At 52.3% G+C, this 15,773-nt stretch carries 13 protein-coding genes and 1 pseudogene; 3 read left to right on the top strand and 11 right to left on the bottom strand.

Annotated features, from left to right (window positions below; translation table 11 throughout):
• Positions 1–5: 5 nt before the first annotated feature.
• The 6 genes from EDM54_RS17745 to EDM54_RS17720 all read right to left on the bottom strand — a co-directional run bounded on the left by EDM54_RS17745 (position 6) and on the right by EDM54_RS17720 (position 6,939).
• Positions 6–1,619, bottom strand: a complete 1,614-nt coding sequence (locus EDM54_RS17745; RefSeq protein WP_003386987.1) for an ABC-F family ATP-binding cassette domain-containing protein — start codon at positions 1,617–1,619, stop codon at positions 6–8.
• Between the two features lie 511 nt (positions 1,620–2,130).
• Complete coding sequence (locus EDM54_RS17740; protein WP_122958566.1) at positions 2,131–3,207, bottom strand: sulfate/molybdate ABC transporter ATP-binding protein; 1,077 nt, start codon at positions 3,205–3,207, stop codon at positions 2,131–2,133.
• The gene (cysW, locus tag EDM54_RS17735; protein ID WP_003386990.1) at positions 3,204–4,067 is read right to left on the bottom strand and encodes a sulfate ABC transporter permease subunit CysW; all 864 of its coding nucleotides are present in this window, start codon (positions 4,065–4,067) and stop codon (positions 3,204–3,206) included. The genes EDM54_RS17740 and cysW overlap by 4 nt, the downstream gene beginning before the upstream one ends.
• Before the next feature lie 12 nt (positions 4,068–4,079).
• Complete coding sequence (gene cysT, locus EDM54_RS17730) at positions 4,080–4,916, bottom strand: sulfate ABC transporter permease subunit CysT (protein ID WP_122958565.1); 837 nt, start codon at positions 4,914–4,916, stop codon at positions 4,080–4,082.
• A gap of 88 nt (positions 4,917–5,004) precedes the next feature.
• Complete coding sequence (locus EDM54_RS17725; RefSeq protein WP_003386992.1) at positions 5,005–6,063, bottom strand: sulfate ABC transporter substrate-binding protein; 1,059 nt, start codon at positions 6,061–6,063, stop codon at positions 5,005–5,007.
• A gap of 240 nt (positions 6,064–6,303) precedes the next feature.
• On the bottom strand, positions 6,304–6,939 hold the full coding sequence (locus EDM54_RS17720; protein WP_122958564.1) for an MOSC domain-containing protein: 636 nt from the start codon (positions 6,937–6,939) through the stop codon (positions 6,304–6,306).
• A gap of 144 nt (positions 6,940–7,083) precedes the next feature.
• On the opposite strand from EDM54_RS17720, the gene EDM54_RS17715 reads away from it, so the two are divergent.
• On the top strand, positions 7,084–7,386 hold the full coding sequence (locus EDM54_RS17715; protein WP_003386994.1) for a DUF3846 domain-containing protein: 303 nt from the start codon (positions 7,084–7,086) through the stop codon (positions 7,384–7,386).
• Between the two features lie 101 nt (positions 7,387–7,487).
• Here EDM54_RS17715 and EDM54_RS17710 read toward each other — a convergent pair whose 3' ends face one another.
• The 4 genes from EDM54_RS17710 to EDM54_RS17695 all read right to left on the bottom strand — a co-directional run bounded on the left by EDM54_RS17710 (position 7,488) and on the right by EDM54_RS17695 (position 12,386).
• Positions 7,488–8,021, bottom strand: a complete 534-nt coding sequence (locus EDM54_RS17710) for a dUTP diphosphatase (RefSeq protein WP_003386995.1) — start codon at positions 8,019–8,021, stop codon at positions 7,488–7,490.
• Positions 8,022–8,052: 31 nt separating this feature from the next.
• Positions 8,053–9,084 (bottom strand): ribonucleotide-diphosphate reductase subunit beta, encoded by a 1,032-nt coding sequence (locus EDM54_RS17705; RefSeq protein ID WP_003386996.1) that lies wholly within the window; start codon positions 9,082–9,084, stop codon positions 8,053–8,055.
• Between the two features lie 81 nt (positions 9,085–9,165).
• Positions 9,166–11,415: a ribonucleoside-diphosphate reductase subunit alpha gene (locus tag EDM54_RS17700; protein WP_003386998.1), complete on the bottom strand. Its 2,250-nt coding sequence runs from the start codon at positions 11,413–11,415 to the stop codon at positions 9,166–9,168.
• Positions 11,416–11,744: 329 nt separating this feature from the next.
• The gene (locus EDM54_RS17695; protein ID WP_003386999.1) at positions 11,745–12,386 is read right to left on the bottom strand and encodes a hypothetical protein; all 642 of its coding nucleotides are present in this window, start codon (positions 12,384–12,386) and stop codon (positions 11,745–11,747) included.
• 276 nt (positions 12,387–12,662) lie between these two features.
• Between EDM54_RS17695 and trhO the strand changes: the two genes are divergently transcribed.
• Both trhO and EDM54_RS17685 read left to right on the top strand, forming a co-directional pair.
• Complete coding sequence (gene trhO / locus EDM54_RS17690) at positions 12,663–13,604, top strand: oxygen-dependent tRNA uridine(34) hydroxylase TrhO (protein WP_003387000.1); 942 nt, start codon at positions 12,663–12,665, stop codon at positions 13,602–13,604.
• Between the two features lie 145 nt (positions 13,605–13,749).
• Positions 13,750–15,198, top strand: a pseudogene (locus EDM54_RS17685) (amidase family protein).
• Between the two features lie 101 nt (positions 15,199–15,299).
• On the opposite strand, the gene EDM54_RS17680 reads toward EDM54_RS17685, so the two are convergent.
• Entirely contained in the window at positions 15,300–15,749 is a 450-nt protein-coding gene (locus EDM54_RS17680; RefSeq protein ID WP_039071327.1) for a hypothetical protein, read from the bottom strand.
• Positions 15,750–15,773 lie beyond the last annotated feature (24 nt).

The raw sequence follows: 15,773 nt of genomic DNA, 5'->3' as shown, positions 1-15,773 counted from the left end.
TCGTCTTACGCGTAGTGTTGCTCGCGAAGCCGCTGGATTTCTTCGCTTTCCAGGTATTCATCGTACGTAATCATCTTGTCGATGATGCCTTTTGGCGTAAATTCGATAATCCGGTTTGCAATCGTCTGTACGAATTGATGGTCATGGGAAACGAACAGAAGTGTTCCGTCGTATTCGATCAAGCCATTGTTCAAAGCCGTAATCGACTCCAGATCCAAGTGGTTGGTCGGCTCATCCATGATCAACACGTTGGCCTGGGCCAGCATCATTTTCGCCAGCATGCAGCGGACTTTTTCTCCACCGGACAGGACGTTCGCTTTCTTCAGCGACTCGTCGCCGGAGAAGAGCATCCGGCCCAAATAGCTGCGGATAAACGTTTCATCCTGCTCTTTGGAGTACTGGCGCAGCCAATCGACCAAGGACAGGTCCGTATTGAAATACTCCGAGTTGTCTTTCGGGAAGTACGCCTGGGAGGTCGTCACTCCCCACTCAAACGTACCGCTGTCTGCTTCGACCTCTCCCATCAGGATGCGGAACAAGGTCGTTTTGGCCAGCTCATTCGGTCCGACGAACGCGACTTTGTCCCCTTTGTTGATGGTCAAATTCAGATTTTCAAACAGCTTCTCGCCTTCGAGCGTTTTGCTGAGGCCTTCGATCATCAGGAGATTCTTGCCCGCCTCCCGCTCCGGCTTGAAATTGATGTACGGATAACGGCGGCTGGACGGCTTGATGTCTTCCAAAGAAATTTTCTCCAGCAGCTTTTTCCGCGAGGTCGCCTGCTTCGACTTGGACGCATTGGCGCTGAAGCGTGCAATAAACTCTTGCAGCTCCTTGATTTTCTCTTCTTTTTTCTTGTTCTGTTCGCGGGCCATTTTCAGCGCCAGCTGGCTGGATTCGTACCAGAAGTCGTAGTTGCCGACGTACAGCTGGATTTTGCCAAAGTCGATATCCGCGATGTGCGTACAAACCTTGTTCAGGAAGTGGCGGTCATGGGATACGACGATGACGGTGTTCTCGTAATCGGCCAGAAAGTTTTCCAGCCAGCGGATCGATTCGATGTCCAGGTGGTTCGTCGGCTCGTCCAGGAGCAGGACGTGCGGATTGCCAAACAGGGCTTGTGCGAGCAAAACCCGTACTTTCTCGTTGCCCTGCAGGTCCTTCATCTGCTTGTCGTGCAGTTCTGCAGGAATTCCGAGACCTGTCAGCAACTCAGCCGCATCCGCTTCGGCCATCCACCCGTTCAGCTCTTCAAACTCGCCTTCCAACTGGGATGCGCGCATGCCGTCCGCTTCAGAAAAATCCTCTTTCATGTACAGCGCGTTCTTTTCTTCCATGATTTCGTACAGACGGCGGTGACCCATAATCACTGTTTTGAGTACTTCAAATTCATCGAATTCAAAGTGGTTTTGCTTCAAAACGGCGATCCGCTCTCCCGGCGTGATCGAAACATGTCCGCTGGTAGGCTCGATTTCACCGGAGAGGATTTTTAAAAAGGTTGATTTGCCGGCACCGTTGGCACCGATCAAACCATAACAGTTGCCGGGCGTAAACTTGATGGTTACATCTTCAAACAATGCGCGTTTTCCGTAGCGCAATGTAACATTCTGAGTACTTATCATCACAATACCTGCCTTTTTTCACTCATTCAAACACTAATCATATCAGAAAAGAAGACTTTTCGCAAAATATCGCAAGTTGAGAAGGGACCGCCTCTCCCCGTTTGTTTTACAGCTTTTCAAGACAGTCCGGAAAAGGAGGTTTCCGTTGATAGAGATGGCCTTTCTCGGGAAAGCTATGCATGGACCCACAACGGTTTTTCTCGAAAGGAGGACCTAAGTCATGTCAAAGAAAAACGGCGTAAAAAATGAAATGGGAAACAAGGAAAATCCTTCTCAGACACGAGCTTCGAATACGATCAGCAAAGAAGAGACTCGTTCCAAGCAGCGCGGAGAGTAGCAATCTCTGCTGCCTGGCCTAGCAACGCTCTGCAAGCAGAACTGGAAAAGCCGGTCTATCAAAAAAAGACCGGCTGACTTTTGTTCGGGTGTCATTTTTTCTAATCGTCGGTACCGTTCGTTTGTTGCCCATTTCTTCATGGCTTGTGTCATTGTCTGTCCCTTCATTTCATGTCTACGCATGGATCAGATGTCCGCCCACGTAAAAGGCAACATGCTTCAGGTGTACATACAGCAAATCGCCGGACTGGAGGGAAAGTTCTGCAAAGCGGCGCCGGCTCATTTCGGCTTCGAAGATTTCCCCCGTATCCATCCGTCTTAGCTCAAGGCGGACTACAGAGCCCAGATTGTAAACATAGATCAGCTCCGCCGCCACGGACTGCGGATATTGCGGAGACCGGCTTACATCTACATCGTGCGGCCTTACGTAGCCGACCGCCGGCACATTGTCATCCTCTGATGCCCAATCGACGGCAAATTCCGCCTCTCCCAGCTTCACCTTGCCGTCTGCAATCCGCCCGCGAAAGAAGTTGACGCGCCCGAGGAAGCTGTACACAAACGGATTTGAGGGATTATTGTAGACCTCCTGGGGCGAACCGGTCTGCTCGACTCTCCCCTCGTTCATCACCACGACCCGGTCCGCGAGCTCCAACGCCTCTTCCTGATCGTGCGTGACAAAGACAATCGTCAGTCCCAGCTTTTCGTGCAGCCGTCTCAGCCAACGTCTGAGCTCCTGTCGCACTTTTGCATCGAGGGCACCGAACGGCTCATCCAGCAGCAAAAATTTTGGCTCCACGGCCAGCGCTCTCGCCAGCGCCACTCGTTGTCTCTGCCCCCCGGACAATTGCGAAGGGTACCGATGCGCAAGCCCTTCCAACTGCACCAGACGCAGCAATGAGTGAACCCGTTCTTTGATCTCCGCCTTGGTCGGCCTCTGCTTGCGCGGCCGGACAGTCAGTCCAAAGGCGATATTGTCAAAAATATCCATATGCCGAAACAGGGCGTAGTGCTGAAAGACAAATCCCACTCCCCGTTCCCGCACGTCACGATGTGTATGGTCCTCTCCGTTGAAAAACACCTGGCCTGAATCGGCTGGCTCCAGCCCCGCGATCAATCGCAGTAGCGTTGTTTTGCCGGAACCAGAAGGCCCCAAGAGAGCGACCAGCTGTCCTGTCGGAATCTCCAGCTGAACGTCGCGCAGTGCAGTAAAGCTTCCATATGACTTGCTGATGCCGCAAATTTCAATACTCATGCGCTGGCCTCCCTTATGATTTCCGGCATCGCCTCGTTTTCTCGCTGCTGTCCTTCCGTTTTCCACTCGATCAGGCTTTTCAAGACGAGCGTGACCAACGCCAGGACAGCGAGCAAGGTAGCGGCAGCAAACGCGGCGACAAACTGATATTCGTTGTACAAAATCTCCACGTGGAGCGGCAGTGTATTGGTCATGCCCCTGATGTGCCCCGAGACGACGGATACCGCTCCAAATTCCCCCATCGCCCGGGCATTGCACAAAATGACTCCGTATAACAGCCCCCACTTGATATTGGGCAGGGTGATCCGCCAAAAGGTCTGCCAACCACTTGCTCCAAGCGAGATCGCCGCTTCCTCCTCATCCTTCCCTTGCGCTTCCATCACCGGTATCAACTCTCTCGCCACAAAGGGAAAGGTCACAAAGGTTGTCGCCAAAACAATTCCCGGAACAGCGAAAATAATCTTGATATCATGCGCTGCAAGCCAAGGGCCGAGAACTCCTTGCGTGCCGAACAGCAGAACAAATATCAGGCCGGAAATGACTGGAGACACGGCAAAAGGCAGATCGATCAGCGTCAAAAGCAGGTTTTTGCCTCGAAAGGAAAACTTCGCAATGGCCCAAGCCGCGGCCACGCCGAAAACAACATTGGCAGGGACACTGATCGCCGCAGTCAGCAGCGTAAGCTTGACGGCAGAAAGGGTATCCGGCTCTTTTACAGCCTGGAGAAACAAGCCGATTCCCTCGCTGAAAGCTTCGGAAAAGACGGCAATCAGCGGAACGACCAGAAACAATCCCATGAAGATCAAGGCTACTGCAATCAAGAGCCAGCGAACATACCCGGGTTCGCTCGTATCAGTCAATCCATATCCCTCCTATCGTCCAGCATCCAATTTGTTCGTCTTCCACTGAAAAAAGTTGATCACCAGCAGCATGAAAAAGGACGCGACGAGCATGACCGAAGCGATCGCCGTCGCTCCTGTATAGTCGAATTGCTCCAGCTTTGTCATGATCAAAAGCGGAACGATTTCGGTCTGGAACGGCATGTTGCCCGAGATGAAGACGACGGAGCCGTATTCGCCCAAGGCGCGGGCAAAGGCCAGGGCAAAGCCGGTCAGGATCGCCGGGAGCAAATGAGGAAGAATCACGCGCAGGAACGTTTGCAGCCGGGATGCTCCCAAGGTGGCAGCGGCTTCCTCTACCTGGCGGTCCCAATCCTGAAGAACAGGCTGTACCGTCCGGACGACAAAGGGGAGTCCGATAAAGGTCAAAGCGACAAATATCCCGACAGGCGTATACGCGATTTTCATCCCCCACGCCGCAAACAACTGACCGATCCAGCCGTTCTCCGAATATATCGAGGCAAGGGCGATACCGGCTACTGCTGTCGGCAGGGCAAATGGCAGATCGACGATACCGTCAATGAACCGTTTTCCCGGGAAGTGGTACCGTACCAGCACCCATGCGACCAGCACCCCAAATACTGCATTCATGCAAGCTGCAAAAAAGGCGGTCAAAAAGCTGACCTGAAAGGAAGCGAGGACGCGCTGGTCCGTCACCGTCAGCCAAAACTGCTCCCAGGTCATGCTGGCTGTCTGGAGAAAAAGGATCGAAAGAGGGATCAAGACAAGCAGGCTCAGGTAGACCAGCGTGTACCCAATGGTAAGCCCAAAGCCCGGTAAGATTCCTTTTGATTTCATACGTTTTCCCATGGTTGACTCTCCCGCAGGTTGACAGTTTGTTTTCTTTGCAAAGCAGCCCCCTTGCAGCAACGGAAGTGAAGGATCAATAGCTGTTCCGTCACTCTTTTTGGGCCTGATAAATCTGATCAAAAACGCCTCCGTCTGCGAAATGAACCTGCTGCGCTTTGGCCCAGCCTCCGAATACTTCCTGGATGGTAAACAGCTCAATTTCGGGGAACGGCGGCTGGTGGGCCGCTTTCACTTCGGCTAAGCGGGGCCTGTAGTAATGCTTGGCGGCAATTTCCTGTGCTTCTTTTGTATACAGAAACTGAAGGTATTCCGTCGCCAGCTCACGAGTTTGACGCTTGTCGACGTTCTTGTCGACTATGGCGACAGGAGGTTCGGCCAGTATGCTGAGCGAAGGATTGACGATGTCAAACTTGTCTTTCCCCAGTTCATTGATGGCCAGATAGGCTTCGTTTTCCCAGGCGATGAGGACATCTCCGATACCCCGCTCGACAAAAGTGGTGGTCGAGCCGCGTGCGCCGGAATCCAGGACGGGAACGTTTTTGAACAGGCGGTTCACGAAGTCCTTGGCCTTCCCTTCATCCCCATTGTTTTTCTTCAAGGCATAGCCCCATGCTGCCAGGTAGTTCCAACGGGCCCCGCCTGAGGTCTTGGGATTGGGTGTGATGACGGACACGTCCTGCTTGACCAGATCATCCCAATCCTTGATCTGCTTGGGATTCCCTTTTCGCACAAGAAACACGATCGTGGAGGTGTATGGAGAGCTGTTATCCGGCAGCCTGCTCTGCCACTCCTTGGGCATGTATCCCCGCTCAGCGATGGCATCGATATCATAGGCCAGCGCGAGAGTGACCACATCCGCTTCCAATCCGTCGATAACAGACCTCGACTGCTTGCCGGAGCCGCCATGCGACTGTTTGATGGTGACGGTTTGCCCTGTCTTTGTCTTCCAGTACTCGGCGAATCGCTGGTTGACCTCCTGATACAGCTCACGCGTCGGATCATAGGACACATTGAGCAGCTCCACCTGTGTCTGTTGTTTGCTGTCTGTTGCCGAATTCGAGGCTGTGCATCCAATCAGACCAAGACACAAAACAATGGCTACTGCATACACAGAAACGGGTCGCAAAAACCAATAACGTCCACTCATCTGACTTTCTCCTTTTCTAATTCTCAGTAAATGCATCGGAATATAATTCATTGTATTGTGGCTACTGCCTACTTTGTGTCAACTTGTTTTGGTCCAATCGCCCAATCTTTGTGCTCTCAGCCCGCCAATGTGTTCGCAGCCCGCCAATTTTACCGTATGTCTGACGCTTGGGCGCCGTTCATCGGACCTAGCCCGAAAATAAAAAAAAGCCGGCAAATGCCAGCTTTGTTCATGAACCACTTATGTTGTTAAACGCTTTTCCAACGAAGGCCGACAACTGTCAGCCAGCTCTTTCACCGCCAAAATCCGCCGAATGGCCTCCAGATTGTCCTTTTTGTGGTACTTGATCTGATTGATAAAAGCGACCGTCACGTTATGACTGCTATTCTCCAGCAGACGAAACTCCATATCCTGGCCGATCATTCCCGTCTCGAGCACGCGCATATAAAAGCCGCTGTACCCTGTCTGTTGAATGAGCGAGACCATGTCGCTGCGCTGCAGCCGTACATCCAGTTTGAAACAGGGCTGCCTCGGCTGGCTTACCTGCACGACTGCCTCACCCAATTGAAAAATGTCGCCGATAGACACGGTGGACTCGTCCAACCCGCGAACTGTCACATTTTCACCAAATGCACCGGGAGCCAGCTCCTGACCAAGCTTCTCCTCCCAGAACGAATAATGATCGTAGCTGTACACCATCAATGCTTTGTCCTTGCCGCCGTGAAAGCGGCGATCGGCTTGTCCGTCCCCGTCGAGCTGTTCCCAATCCAGAAATCTGCGATCCGTGACGGGGTATTTCCAAATTGCCGTACTTACTTCTTTGCCATTATGCATGACCGTTTGCGGCTTGCCCACATTGATGGATACCAGTTGCATCTCTCTCGCTCGTCCTTCCAGTTTTTTCATTATTGTACCACAGATGACGGTTCAGGCCCTTTGTCTGAATCTACCGATAATTACTCACTCTCGCTTCCATCAGCCGCATCGTTTATGATGATAGAAAGAAGGAGTTGATTGGTTGTGATTACCGTTTTGATCAAACATCCCCACGAGGATGTCGCCCCGATACAAATCAAGGATACCGACGATGTCACCCGGCTCGTCGGCGGCGACTTCGAGGTGCTTGCGGATGATCGTCTGGACGGAGTATCTCTGCTCGTAAACGAGGACTTGCGCGGAGTGGCAGCGAACAATTTTCCGGTCACGACAGACGGTTTCCTCGACTGGGTGTATGGTCCCTGCGTATTTGTAAAAGCGGATGGCACCTCTCTGACGGACGAGGACATGGAGAAGATCCGGAAGTACCTTGCCTCGCACGTATAAAGAACAACACCCCGAGGGAGAAAAAGACCCTGGAGCAGGCAGTGATGTCCAATAGGCATCCTGCCGTCTTCAGGGTCTTTTCATCTATCTATTCTTTCCTCCTACTGTACGCCGCTGCTGCCGAAGCCGCCCGCTCCGCGTTCAGTTTCGTCCAGCTCCTCCACTACCTCGAAGTCAGCTATCGGCACAATCGCCAGCACTCCCTGCGCGATCCGGTCTCCCTTGCGGATGAGATAGGCGTGGCGGTCCACTTCCCGATCTACTTCAACCGGCTTGTCGCTGACGTCCATACACGTTTTGCCGCTCTCGCCAGACGGTGTGCGGATATTGTCGATCAGGACGCATACTTCCCCGCGGTAGCCGGCATCAACAGTACCTGGAGCGTTGCTGATCCGCAGCTTTGACTTTGCGCTGATTCCGGAACGCGGGCGAACCTGCAGCTCATATCCATCGGGCAGGGCAAAGGCCAGCCCGGTCGGAATTTTGGCTGTCTCCCCTGGCAGAATAATCACATCTTCGACTGCTACAAGATCAAATCCCGCGTCGAAGGCACGGGCGTATCTCGGAATGACGGCATCTGCATGCAGTTGTTTGATCTTCACAGGAGCCACAGGCCGTTTAAACGTGTTTGTCATTTCTCGTCTCTCCTTTGCTGACTGGTGCGGATTAGAGGTCGCCCAGGTTCAATCCGCTCGATTTAGTATAATTGGTCACCTTTTGCTCGAAGAAGTCGGTCTTGGTTTGATTCAGGTTGGCGAAGCTGTCTACCCATTTCATCGGGTGCTCCAGGTGATCAGGGTACAGAATCTCCAAATCGAGTCCTTTTAGACGCTGGTTGGCCAAATATTTGATATAGCGCTCCAAAATGTCGTTGTTGATTCCGAGAATTTCATTGTTGGTCACATACTGTCCCCAGCGGATTTCGTGAGAGGCAGCCGTATGGAACATGCCGCGCAGCTCTTCGATCAATTCAGGCGTAAAGATATCCGGGTTCTCTGCCCGCAGCTCGCGGAACATGTTCTGGAACAACACCACGTGTGTAAGCTCGTCCCGCTGGATGTATTTGATCATCGTCGCGGTTCCCGTCATTTTTCCTTGACGCGCCAGCGTGTAAAAGAAAGAGAAGCCGGAGTAAAAATAGAGCGATTCCAGCAAGTAGTTGGCGATTACGGTTTTGACGAAGTTCACGTCATTCGGATTGTCGACGAACTGCTGGTACAAATCGGCGATGAACTTGTTTCGCTCCATCAGGTGAACGTCATTGCGCCATTCGTCGTAAATATTGTCTCGCGTTTGCGGGGAACATACCGAATCCAGTACGTAGCTGTACGACTGCGCGTGAATCTCCTCCTGGAATGTCTGGATATTCAATAGGGAGCAGACCTCCGGCGCCGTCACATAGTCGGAGATGTTCGGCAAATTGACCGATTGGAGCGAGTCCAAAAAGTTCAGGAACGAGATCGTCTTGTCAAAAGCCCTTCGCTCGGCCGGAGAGAGCGAGTCGAATTGCTTGGCGTCGTTTGCGAGCGGCACCTCTTCCGGAATCCAGAAGTTGTTGAGCATCGTCCGATACAGCTTGGCAGCCCACGGATACTTGATCCGGTTCCACTCTCTTAGGTTGGTGGTGTTTCCGCCGATCATGCGCTGCGTGCCGCGCTGGCCTTCTTCATTGAATAAACGCTTTTTTTCCAGTTGCATGCGTGTTCACACTCCTATGAGCAAGTAACGTCCCCGGCCTGTCGGACCGGGGAGTCAGGTTTGCTCTTTTGATTTTGTTTGTTATGCCGAGCAGCTTACACAGTCCTCTACTTCAACAGATTGATTGCGGACGTAGTAAATCGTCTTCAATCCGTTTTCCCACGCCTGTATGTACAGGTCGAGAAATTCGGGCGCTGTGATTTGCGGCGTGATGTACAGGTTGAACGATTGGGCCTGGTCAATGTGGACCTGTCTCGCTCCGGCTGCACGGATCGACCACTGCTGATCGATGCGATGGGCCTCCTTGTAGTAAAAGAATGTGTTTTCATTCAGATTCGGCGCCGTTTGCGGGATGTTTCCGCTGCGCTTTTCCTCTACGAAAAACTTTGCGTAAACCGGATCGGTAGACGCTGTGGAGCCAGCGATCAGGCTGGTCGTGCCCGTCGGCGCCACGGCAAAGGTCCAGGCATTGCGCATGCCGTACCGGGCGACATCCTCTTTCAACGAAGTCCACCGTTCATCCGTGTAGCCTCTCCGTTCGAAGTACTCTCCGGTCTGCCATTCGCTGCCTTCAAATACGCGATACGTTCCCTTTTCGCGTGCCAGCTCCATCGATGTTTTAATCGCTTGATAAGCAATTTCCTCGTACAGCTTGTCGGCCGCCTCTATGTGCTCTTCGCTCTCCCACTTGATTCCGTTTTGTGCCAGGTACTGATGGTAGCCGCTCGTTCCGAGACCCACCGCACGGTATTTCTGGTTGGTGGCTTCCGCCTGCTTTACCGGATAGTAGTTCAAATCAATCACATTGTCCAGCATCCGCATCTGGATCGGGACGATTCGGGCAATGTCCTCTGTTGATTGCAAGCGTCCCAGATTCAGCGAGGAAAGGTTGCAGACGACGAAATCGCCCGGTCTGTAACGGTATACGACCTCTCCGTCCTCCAGCTCTTCGCTGACGAACACGGTCGGGCTCATGTTCTGCATGATCTCCGTGCAGAGGTTGGAGGAGTACACCATGCCTGCATGCTTGTTTGGATTTGCTCTGTTTACCGTATCGCGGAAAAAGATGAACGGCGTTCCCGTTTCAAAAGCGCTGGCCATGATGCGCTTCATGATCTCAATGGCCGGTATCTCCGTCTTGATCGTCAGCTTCTCTTCCTGGACGCACAGCTCGTAGCGGCGGGCGAACTCTTCACCGTAGGAGTCCTCCAGAGAGAAACCCATCACCTCGCGAACCTCATGCGGATCGAACAAATACCACATGCCCCGCTCTTTTACGCGCTCCATGAACAGGTCGGGAATGCACACGCCCGGGAAAATATCATGGGCTTTCATCCGGTCGTCTCCGTTGTTTGTTTTAAGCAAGAGGAAGTCGAGGATGTCTGCATGCCATACATCCAGGTAGATAGCGAATGCTCCTGCCCGTGTACCGAGCTGATCGACGCTGATCGCAATCTGGTTGTAGAGCCTTGTCCACGGCACAATGCCGCCGGAAGCTCCCTTGTGTCCGCGAATGGACGAGCCGCGGCTGCGCACTTTCCCCAGATAAATGCCGACACCGCCGCCGAATTTGGAGACCATGGAGGTCGCACCGGCCGTATTCATAATTCCTGAGAGAGAGTCATCTACCGTGTCGATGAAGCATGACGACAGCTGGTGATGTGGCGTTCCCGCGTTGGCGAGCGTCGGCGTGGCGACGGTGATCTCCAGCTTGGACAAGATGTCGTAGAAGTCCTTGGCGTGTTTCAGCTTGTCCTGCTCCTTCATCGCCAGGTGCATCGCAATGATCATGAACCGCTCCTGGGGCAGCTCCATGACCCCTTTGTCGTAGTCTTTGATCAAATAGCGGTCAGCCAGCAGGCGAAGTCCGGCGTAGTTGAACAGCTCGTCCCTCTCCGGCTTTAGATAAGCCTGCAGCTCTTGAATCTCTTCATCACTGTACGTTTCCAGCAAATACGAACCGTACAGTCCTTTTTCAGTCAATGTATGTACCAACTCAGTAAAGTCGCCGTAGCCAAAATGGCCGCGGTATCCGCGATTGATCGCTGCGTCCTTGTACAAATCGTAAGCGAGCAGTCTGGCTGCCACGAATTGCCATTCCGGAGTTTCCACGCTGGTCTTTTCCACAGCGGTCTGCATCACGATCCGCTGAATCTCTTTGGTGGTCATCCCATCGCGAAATTGAATGCAAGCATCCATCTCCAGCTCAAGCGGATCGCATGCCGGATAGTCCTTGCAAGCATAGCCGATCACTTTTTTCAGCTTGTCGATGCGCAGGTCTTCCTGCTCTCCGTTTCGTTTCACTATTTGAATGGTGGTAACAGCGTTCATGCCGCAACTCCTTACTCCCCCGTAATTTTCTCTCTGGTAGAATTGGGTATAATGACGGGATCAATATTTGGTAGATTTTGAGTCTCAAAACCTTTTATCAGTGTACAAGAGACCACTATATATAGCAAGGGATTAAATTTTTCGACAAATCAAATACTATATATTGATTACATCCATCTCTGCGTGTATGTACCACAAGACGAAGAAAAAAGATACAGGACAAGAGTCTCATTTCTGGTTGACTTGTCATCGCTATGCTTGAATGTCCCTTTCGTTTCAGGAGCAGACAATAAAACCGCCTCTACCAAAAATGTAGAAGCGGGTTCGATTTACTCACTGATATACTTACGCGATCCGTATTTCTGTGTCCACTTTTCCCTCCACTCCGGGAACGAAAGCCCGGTCACTTCCTCCAGCGTCTTCCCGTCGAGGCTGTAGGGACCGCCTGCCAATGGTTCTTTTGAGTCCGGCATAGAGGTGCCGCCGATTACTTCAGTGCCGCTGGTCATCAAGACGATGACTGTCTTGTCGTATTCGTCATTCGGAAGCTCCAGATCGAGCGGATGGTTGGATACGATGAACCTGTACAGGCTGATTTCTTTTCCCAGATAATCATCGGGGTTTACTGCCTGATAAGCCCATGCGTGGCTCCCGTCATTAGCCAGATAATCCTTTGTTAAGGTGTACGAGGAGACCAAGCCTTGGCTGGCTTCGATCTTGTATCCTTTGGCGTTGAGAAAGTCGACGGCAAACGTCGGAGCATCCGCTAGAGGAGCATTTGTCGCTTGCGCTTCGTCCTCCTTGTTTGCGATCGATGAAAAAGCGAGATTCGCCAGTGCCAGCAGGACGATGATTGCGAGCGCATAGAGGATCGGCTTTATCGTCCTCTGCCGCTTTGCCGTTACTTCCGGCTCATCCTGACCAAGTCTCCCTCTCTTATTTTCCGTGTTTTCCTTTTTGTCTGACTTCATGTGCGCTATCCCCCCACATGTACGAAAAAGTATCGCCGGCTTATATTTCTAAGCTTTCCAATGGCTTGCAATTGCCTTCATAGGCTTAGACGCAAGCCACCCTCCTTTTCGTTTCCACATGCTGCCAAGTTTTCCTCTCCACTTTCACAATCAGAGTCGATTGTCAAAAAAAAAATCATTTCCATCCAGCCTTTTTCTCAGCAAAATCTTTTTACCTGTGCTATAATCACGGTTGCACCATTAAAATCAAATAGACTGGAAAGGGTGAATTGTACATTGCAAGTACAAAAACCGTATCGCGTTTTGCTTTACTACAAGTATGTCCATCTCGACAATTACGAGGAGTATGCAGCTGAGCATCTCGCTTTTTGCAAAGAACTCGGCCTGAAGGGACGCATCATCGTTGCCCCTGAAGGATTGAACGGAACTGTTTCCGGAACCGTGGAACAAACCGACGCTTACATGGAATTTGTCCGAAAAGATCCGCGTTTTGCGGACATCTGGTTTAAAATAGATGAAGCCGACGGACACGCTTTCAAAAAGATGTTCGTTCGTGCGAAAAAAGAATTGGTAACCTGGCGTCTCAAGGATGATTTCCATCCGACTGAACTGACCGGAAAATACTTGAGCCCGAAAGAATTTTATGAAATGCTCCAGCGTGACGACGTCGTCGTACTGGACGGCCGCAATGAATACGAATACGAGCTTGGCCACTTCCGCGGAGCGATTCGTCCGGGAGTCGAATCTTCCCGCGAGTTTCCCGAGTGGATTCGCGAGAACATGAGCCAATTCAAGGACAAAAAGGTTCTCACCTACTGCACAGGCGGTATCCGCTGTGAAAAATTGACCGGTGTTCTGATGAAGGAAGGCTTTGAAGAGGTGTACCAGCTTCATGGCGGCATTGTCACTTACGGAAAAGACCCTGAGGTGAAGGGACGTCTGTGGGACGGCAAGTGCTACGTATTCGACGAGCGCATCTCCGTCAAGATCAACCAGACAGAAGAAGATGTCGTGATCAGTTCCTGCTACTACTGCGGGAAGCCGGAAGACCGCTATGTCAACTGTGCCAACCCGTTCTGCAACAAGCAGCACTTCTGCTGCACCGAGTGTGAAGTCAAATACAAGCGCTCCTGCTCCGACGAGTGCCGCGAGCATCCGCGCAACCGATACGTCGAAGAAGAAAAAGCCAACCTGCAAGCGGCTGGCGCAAAGGAATAAATATGTGAGGCTGATCGTCGAAAAGATGATCAGCCTTTTCGTTTTTTACAGACCTGCCCTCTTTCCTCTCTCTCAAAAAGGTTTTCTGACCTTCCGTCCCGAAGATTTACATAATACAAATGACCTTATGAAAGGGGGAGTTCCAATGAATGATCTGCTGGAAGCCGGTATTCGAACACTGCAAAAGGCGCTTGCCGGCGGCTTCACGACAAGCAGAGAACTCACTCTTGCCTATTTGGAGCGCATAGCAGCCCATGATAAACGAGGAGCGGGCCTGAATGCCATTTCTGAGCTTAATCCCGATGCCTTGCATATCGCCGACGCTTTGGACAGAGAGCGGCTGATCCGCGGACCACGCAGCCCGTTGCATGGCATTCCCGTCTTGATCAAAGACAATATTGCGACAGCCGATCAGATGCATACGTCAGCAGGCTCGCTTGCCCTCGCAGACTCCTACGCCGGACGCGATGCATTCGTCGTGCAGCAGTTGCGATCAGCCGGAGCGATTATTCTCGGCAAGACAAACATGACCGAGTAGGCCAATTTCATCTCGACTGCCATGCCCAACGGCTACAGCTCGCGCGGTGGACAGGTACGCAACCCATACGGCCCCGGTCGATTTGACACGGGAGGCTCCAGCTCCGGTTCGGGAGCCGCCATCGCAGCAGGCTTTGCTGCCGCTGCAGTCGGGACAGAAACGTCAGGCTCGATCCTCAATCCATCTGCCAACCACTCGCTTGTCGGAATCAAACCAACATTGGGTCTTGTCAGCCGAACAGGAATCATCCCGATCGCCACGAGCCAGGATACGGCTGGACCGATGGCCCTTTGCGTTGAAGATGCAGCGATTCTGCTTGGTGCATTGACAGGAGTAGACAGCGAGGATCCTGCTACGGGAGCAAGCGCGGGACGCTCATATACGGACTACACCCCGTTTTTGGACAAAAGCGGCTTGCGCGGCGCTCGCATCGGCGTCGTCCGTACTTTTGCCGACGACGTGATGACAGATGACCAAAGGCCATTATTTGAAGCGGTCCTTCGCATTCTTCAGGAGCAGGGAGCAATATTGGTCGAGAATATCCGCATTCCCTCCGAACAGGAAACATGGGACTCTAGTGTTCTCTACTACGAGTTTAAATCAGGCGTAAACGCTTTTTTGTCCCGACTTCCCGCCTCTTTTTCCATACGAACGCTTGGCGACATAATCGAATGGAACAAGGAAAACGCTGATGCAGCCTTGCGCTACGGCCAAGACATCCTGGAAAAAGCGGATCAAACGGGCGGCAGCTTGACTGAAGCGGAATACTTGGACAGTCGCCTCCGGGATCTGAGGCAATCCCGTACGGAAGGATTGGACGCTGCTTTTGACCAGCACCAATTGGACTGCCTGCTCTTCCCCCATGATTTTGGCGCGGATATCGCTGCCAAGGCCGGATACCCCTCCATCTCCCTGCCTGCCGGCTATGAACCATCAGGGAATCCATTCGGCATCATGTTTACGGGCAGAGCGTACAGCGAGCCTCTTCTGATCCGCATCGGGTACTCGTTTGAACAGGCGAGCTTGCTGCGGGTTCCGCCTCAATTACAAGGGTAGCCAGCAACTGCCTAAAAAACAAACAGGGCTTGTCTGGACGGTCTTATGACCCTGTCCAAACCAGCCCCGTTTTGTTACTCACAAGAACAGTCCTATCTGTTCTACATCGTTTTTAGCGAGGATTCCGCCTTGTTCAGCTTGTCCTGGAACAATTCCCCCAGAATGCTGACATCCGCTTCCCAGCTGTTGTCACCGTATTGGATCGTCGCCTTCGAATCTCCCTTTTTCCCCGTAATCTGGATGCTCTTTGTCTTCATTACATAGCTGCCGTCCTCGTGGAACGTGATCGCCGCATCCTTCAGCTCCTTCTCCAGCAACGGAACGACGGTCTTCTCCAAGGCGCCCTGCGTCGTCTGAACGGCAGACCGCCCCATATTGATTACCTGTTCGGGGGAAAACTCAAAAACGAGTACGAGTATGACACCGATCGCGACCACGACTGAGACGATCCGAAACAAACTCTTCACAATCATTTGCAGGATCACAATAACCAGTACAGCGCCTACCGCGATCGGCCAGTAATCTGTTGCCAATTGGATCAGCTGCTCCATGTCGATCAACTCCTTCTTTCCCAT

The sequence above is a fragment of the Brevibacillus borstelensis genome, from assembly GCF_003710865.1.
In the GTDB taxonomy this organism is placed as follows: Bacteria; Bacillota; Bacilli; order Brevibacillales; family Brevibacillaceae; genus Brevibacillus; species Brevibacillus borstelensis.
This window is presented reverse-complemented; position numbering and strand designations above follow the sequence as displayed.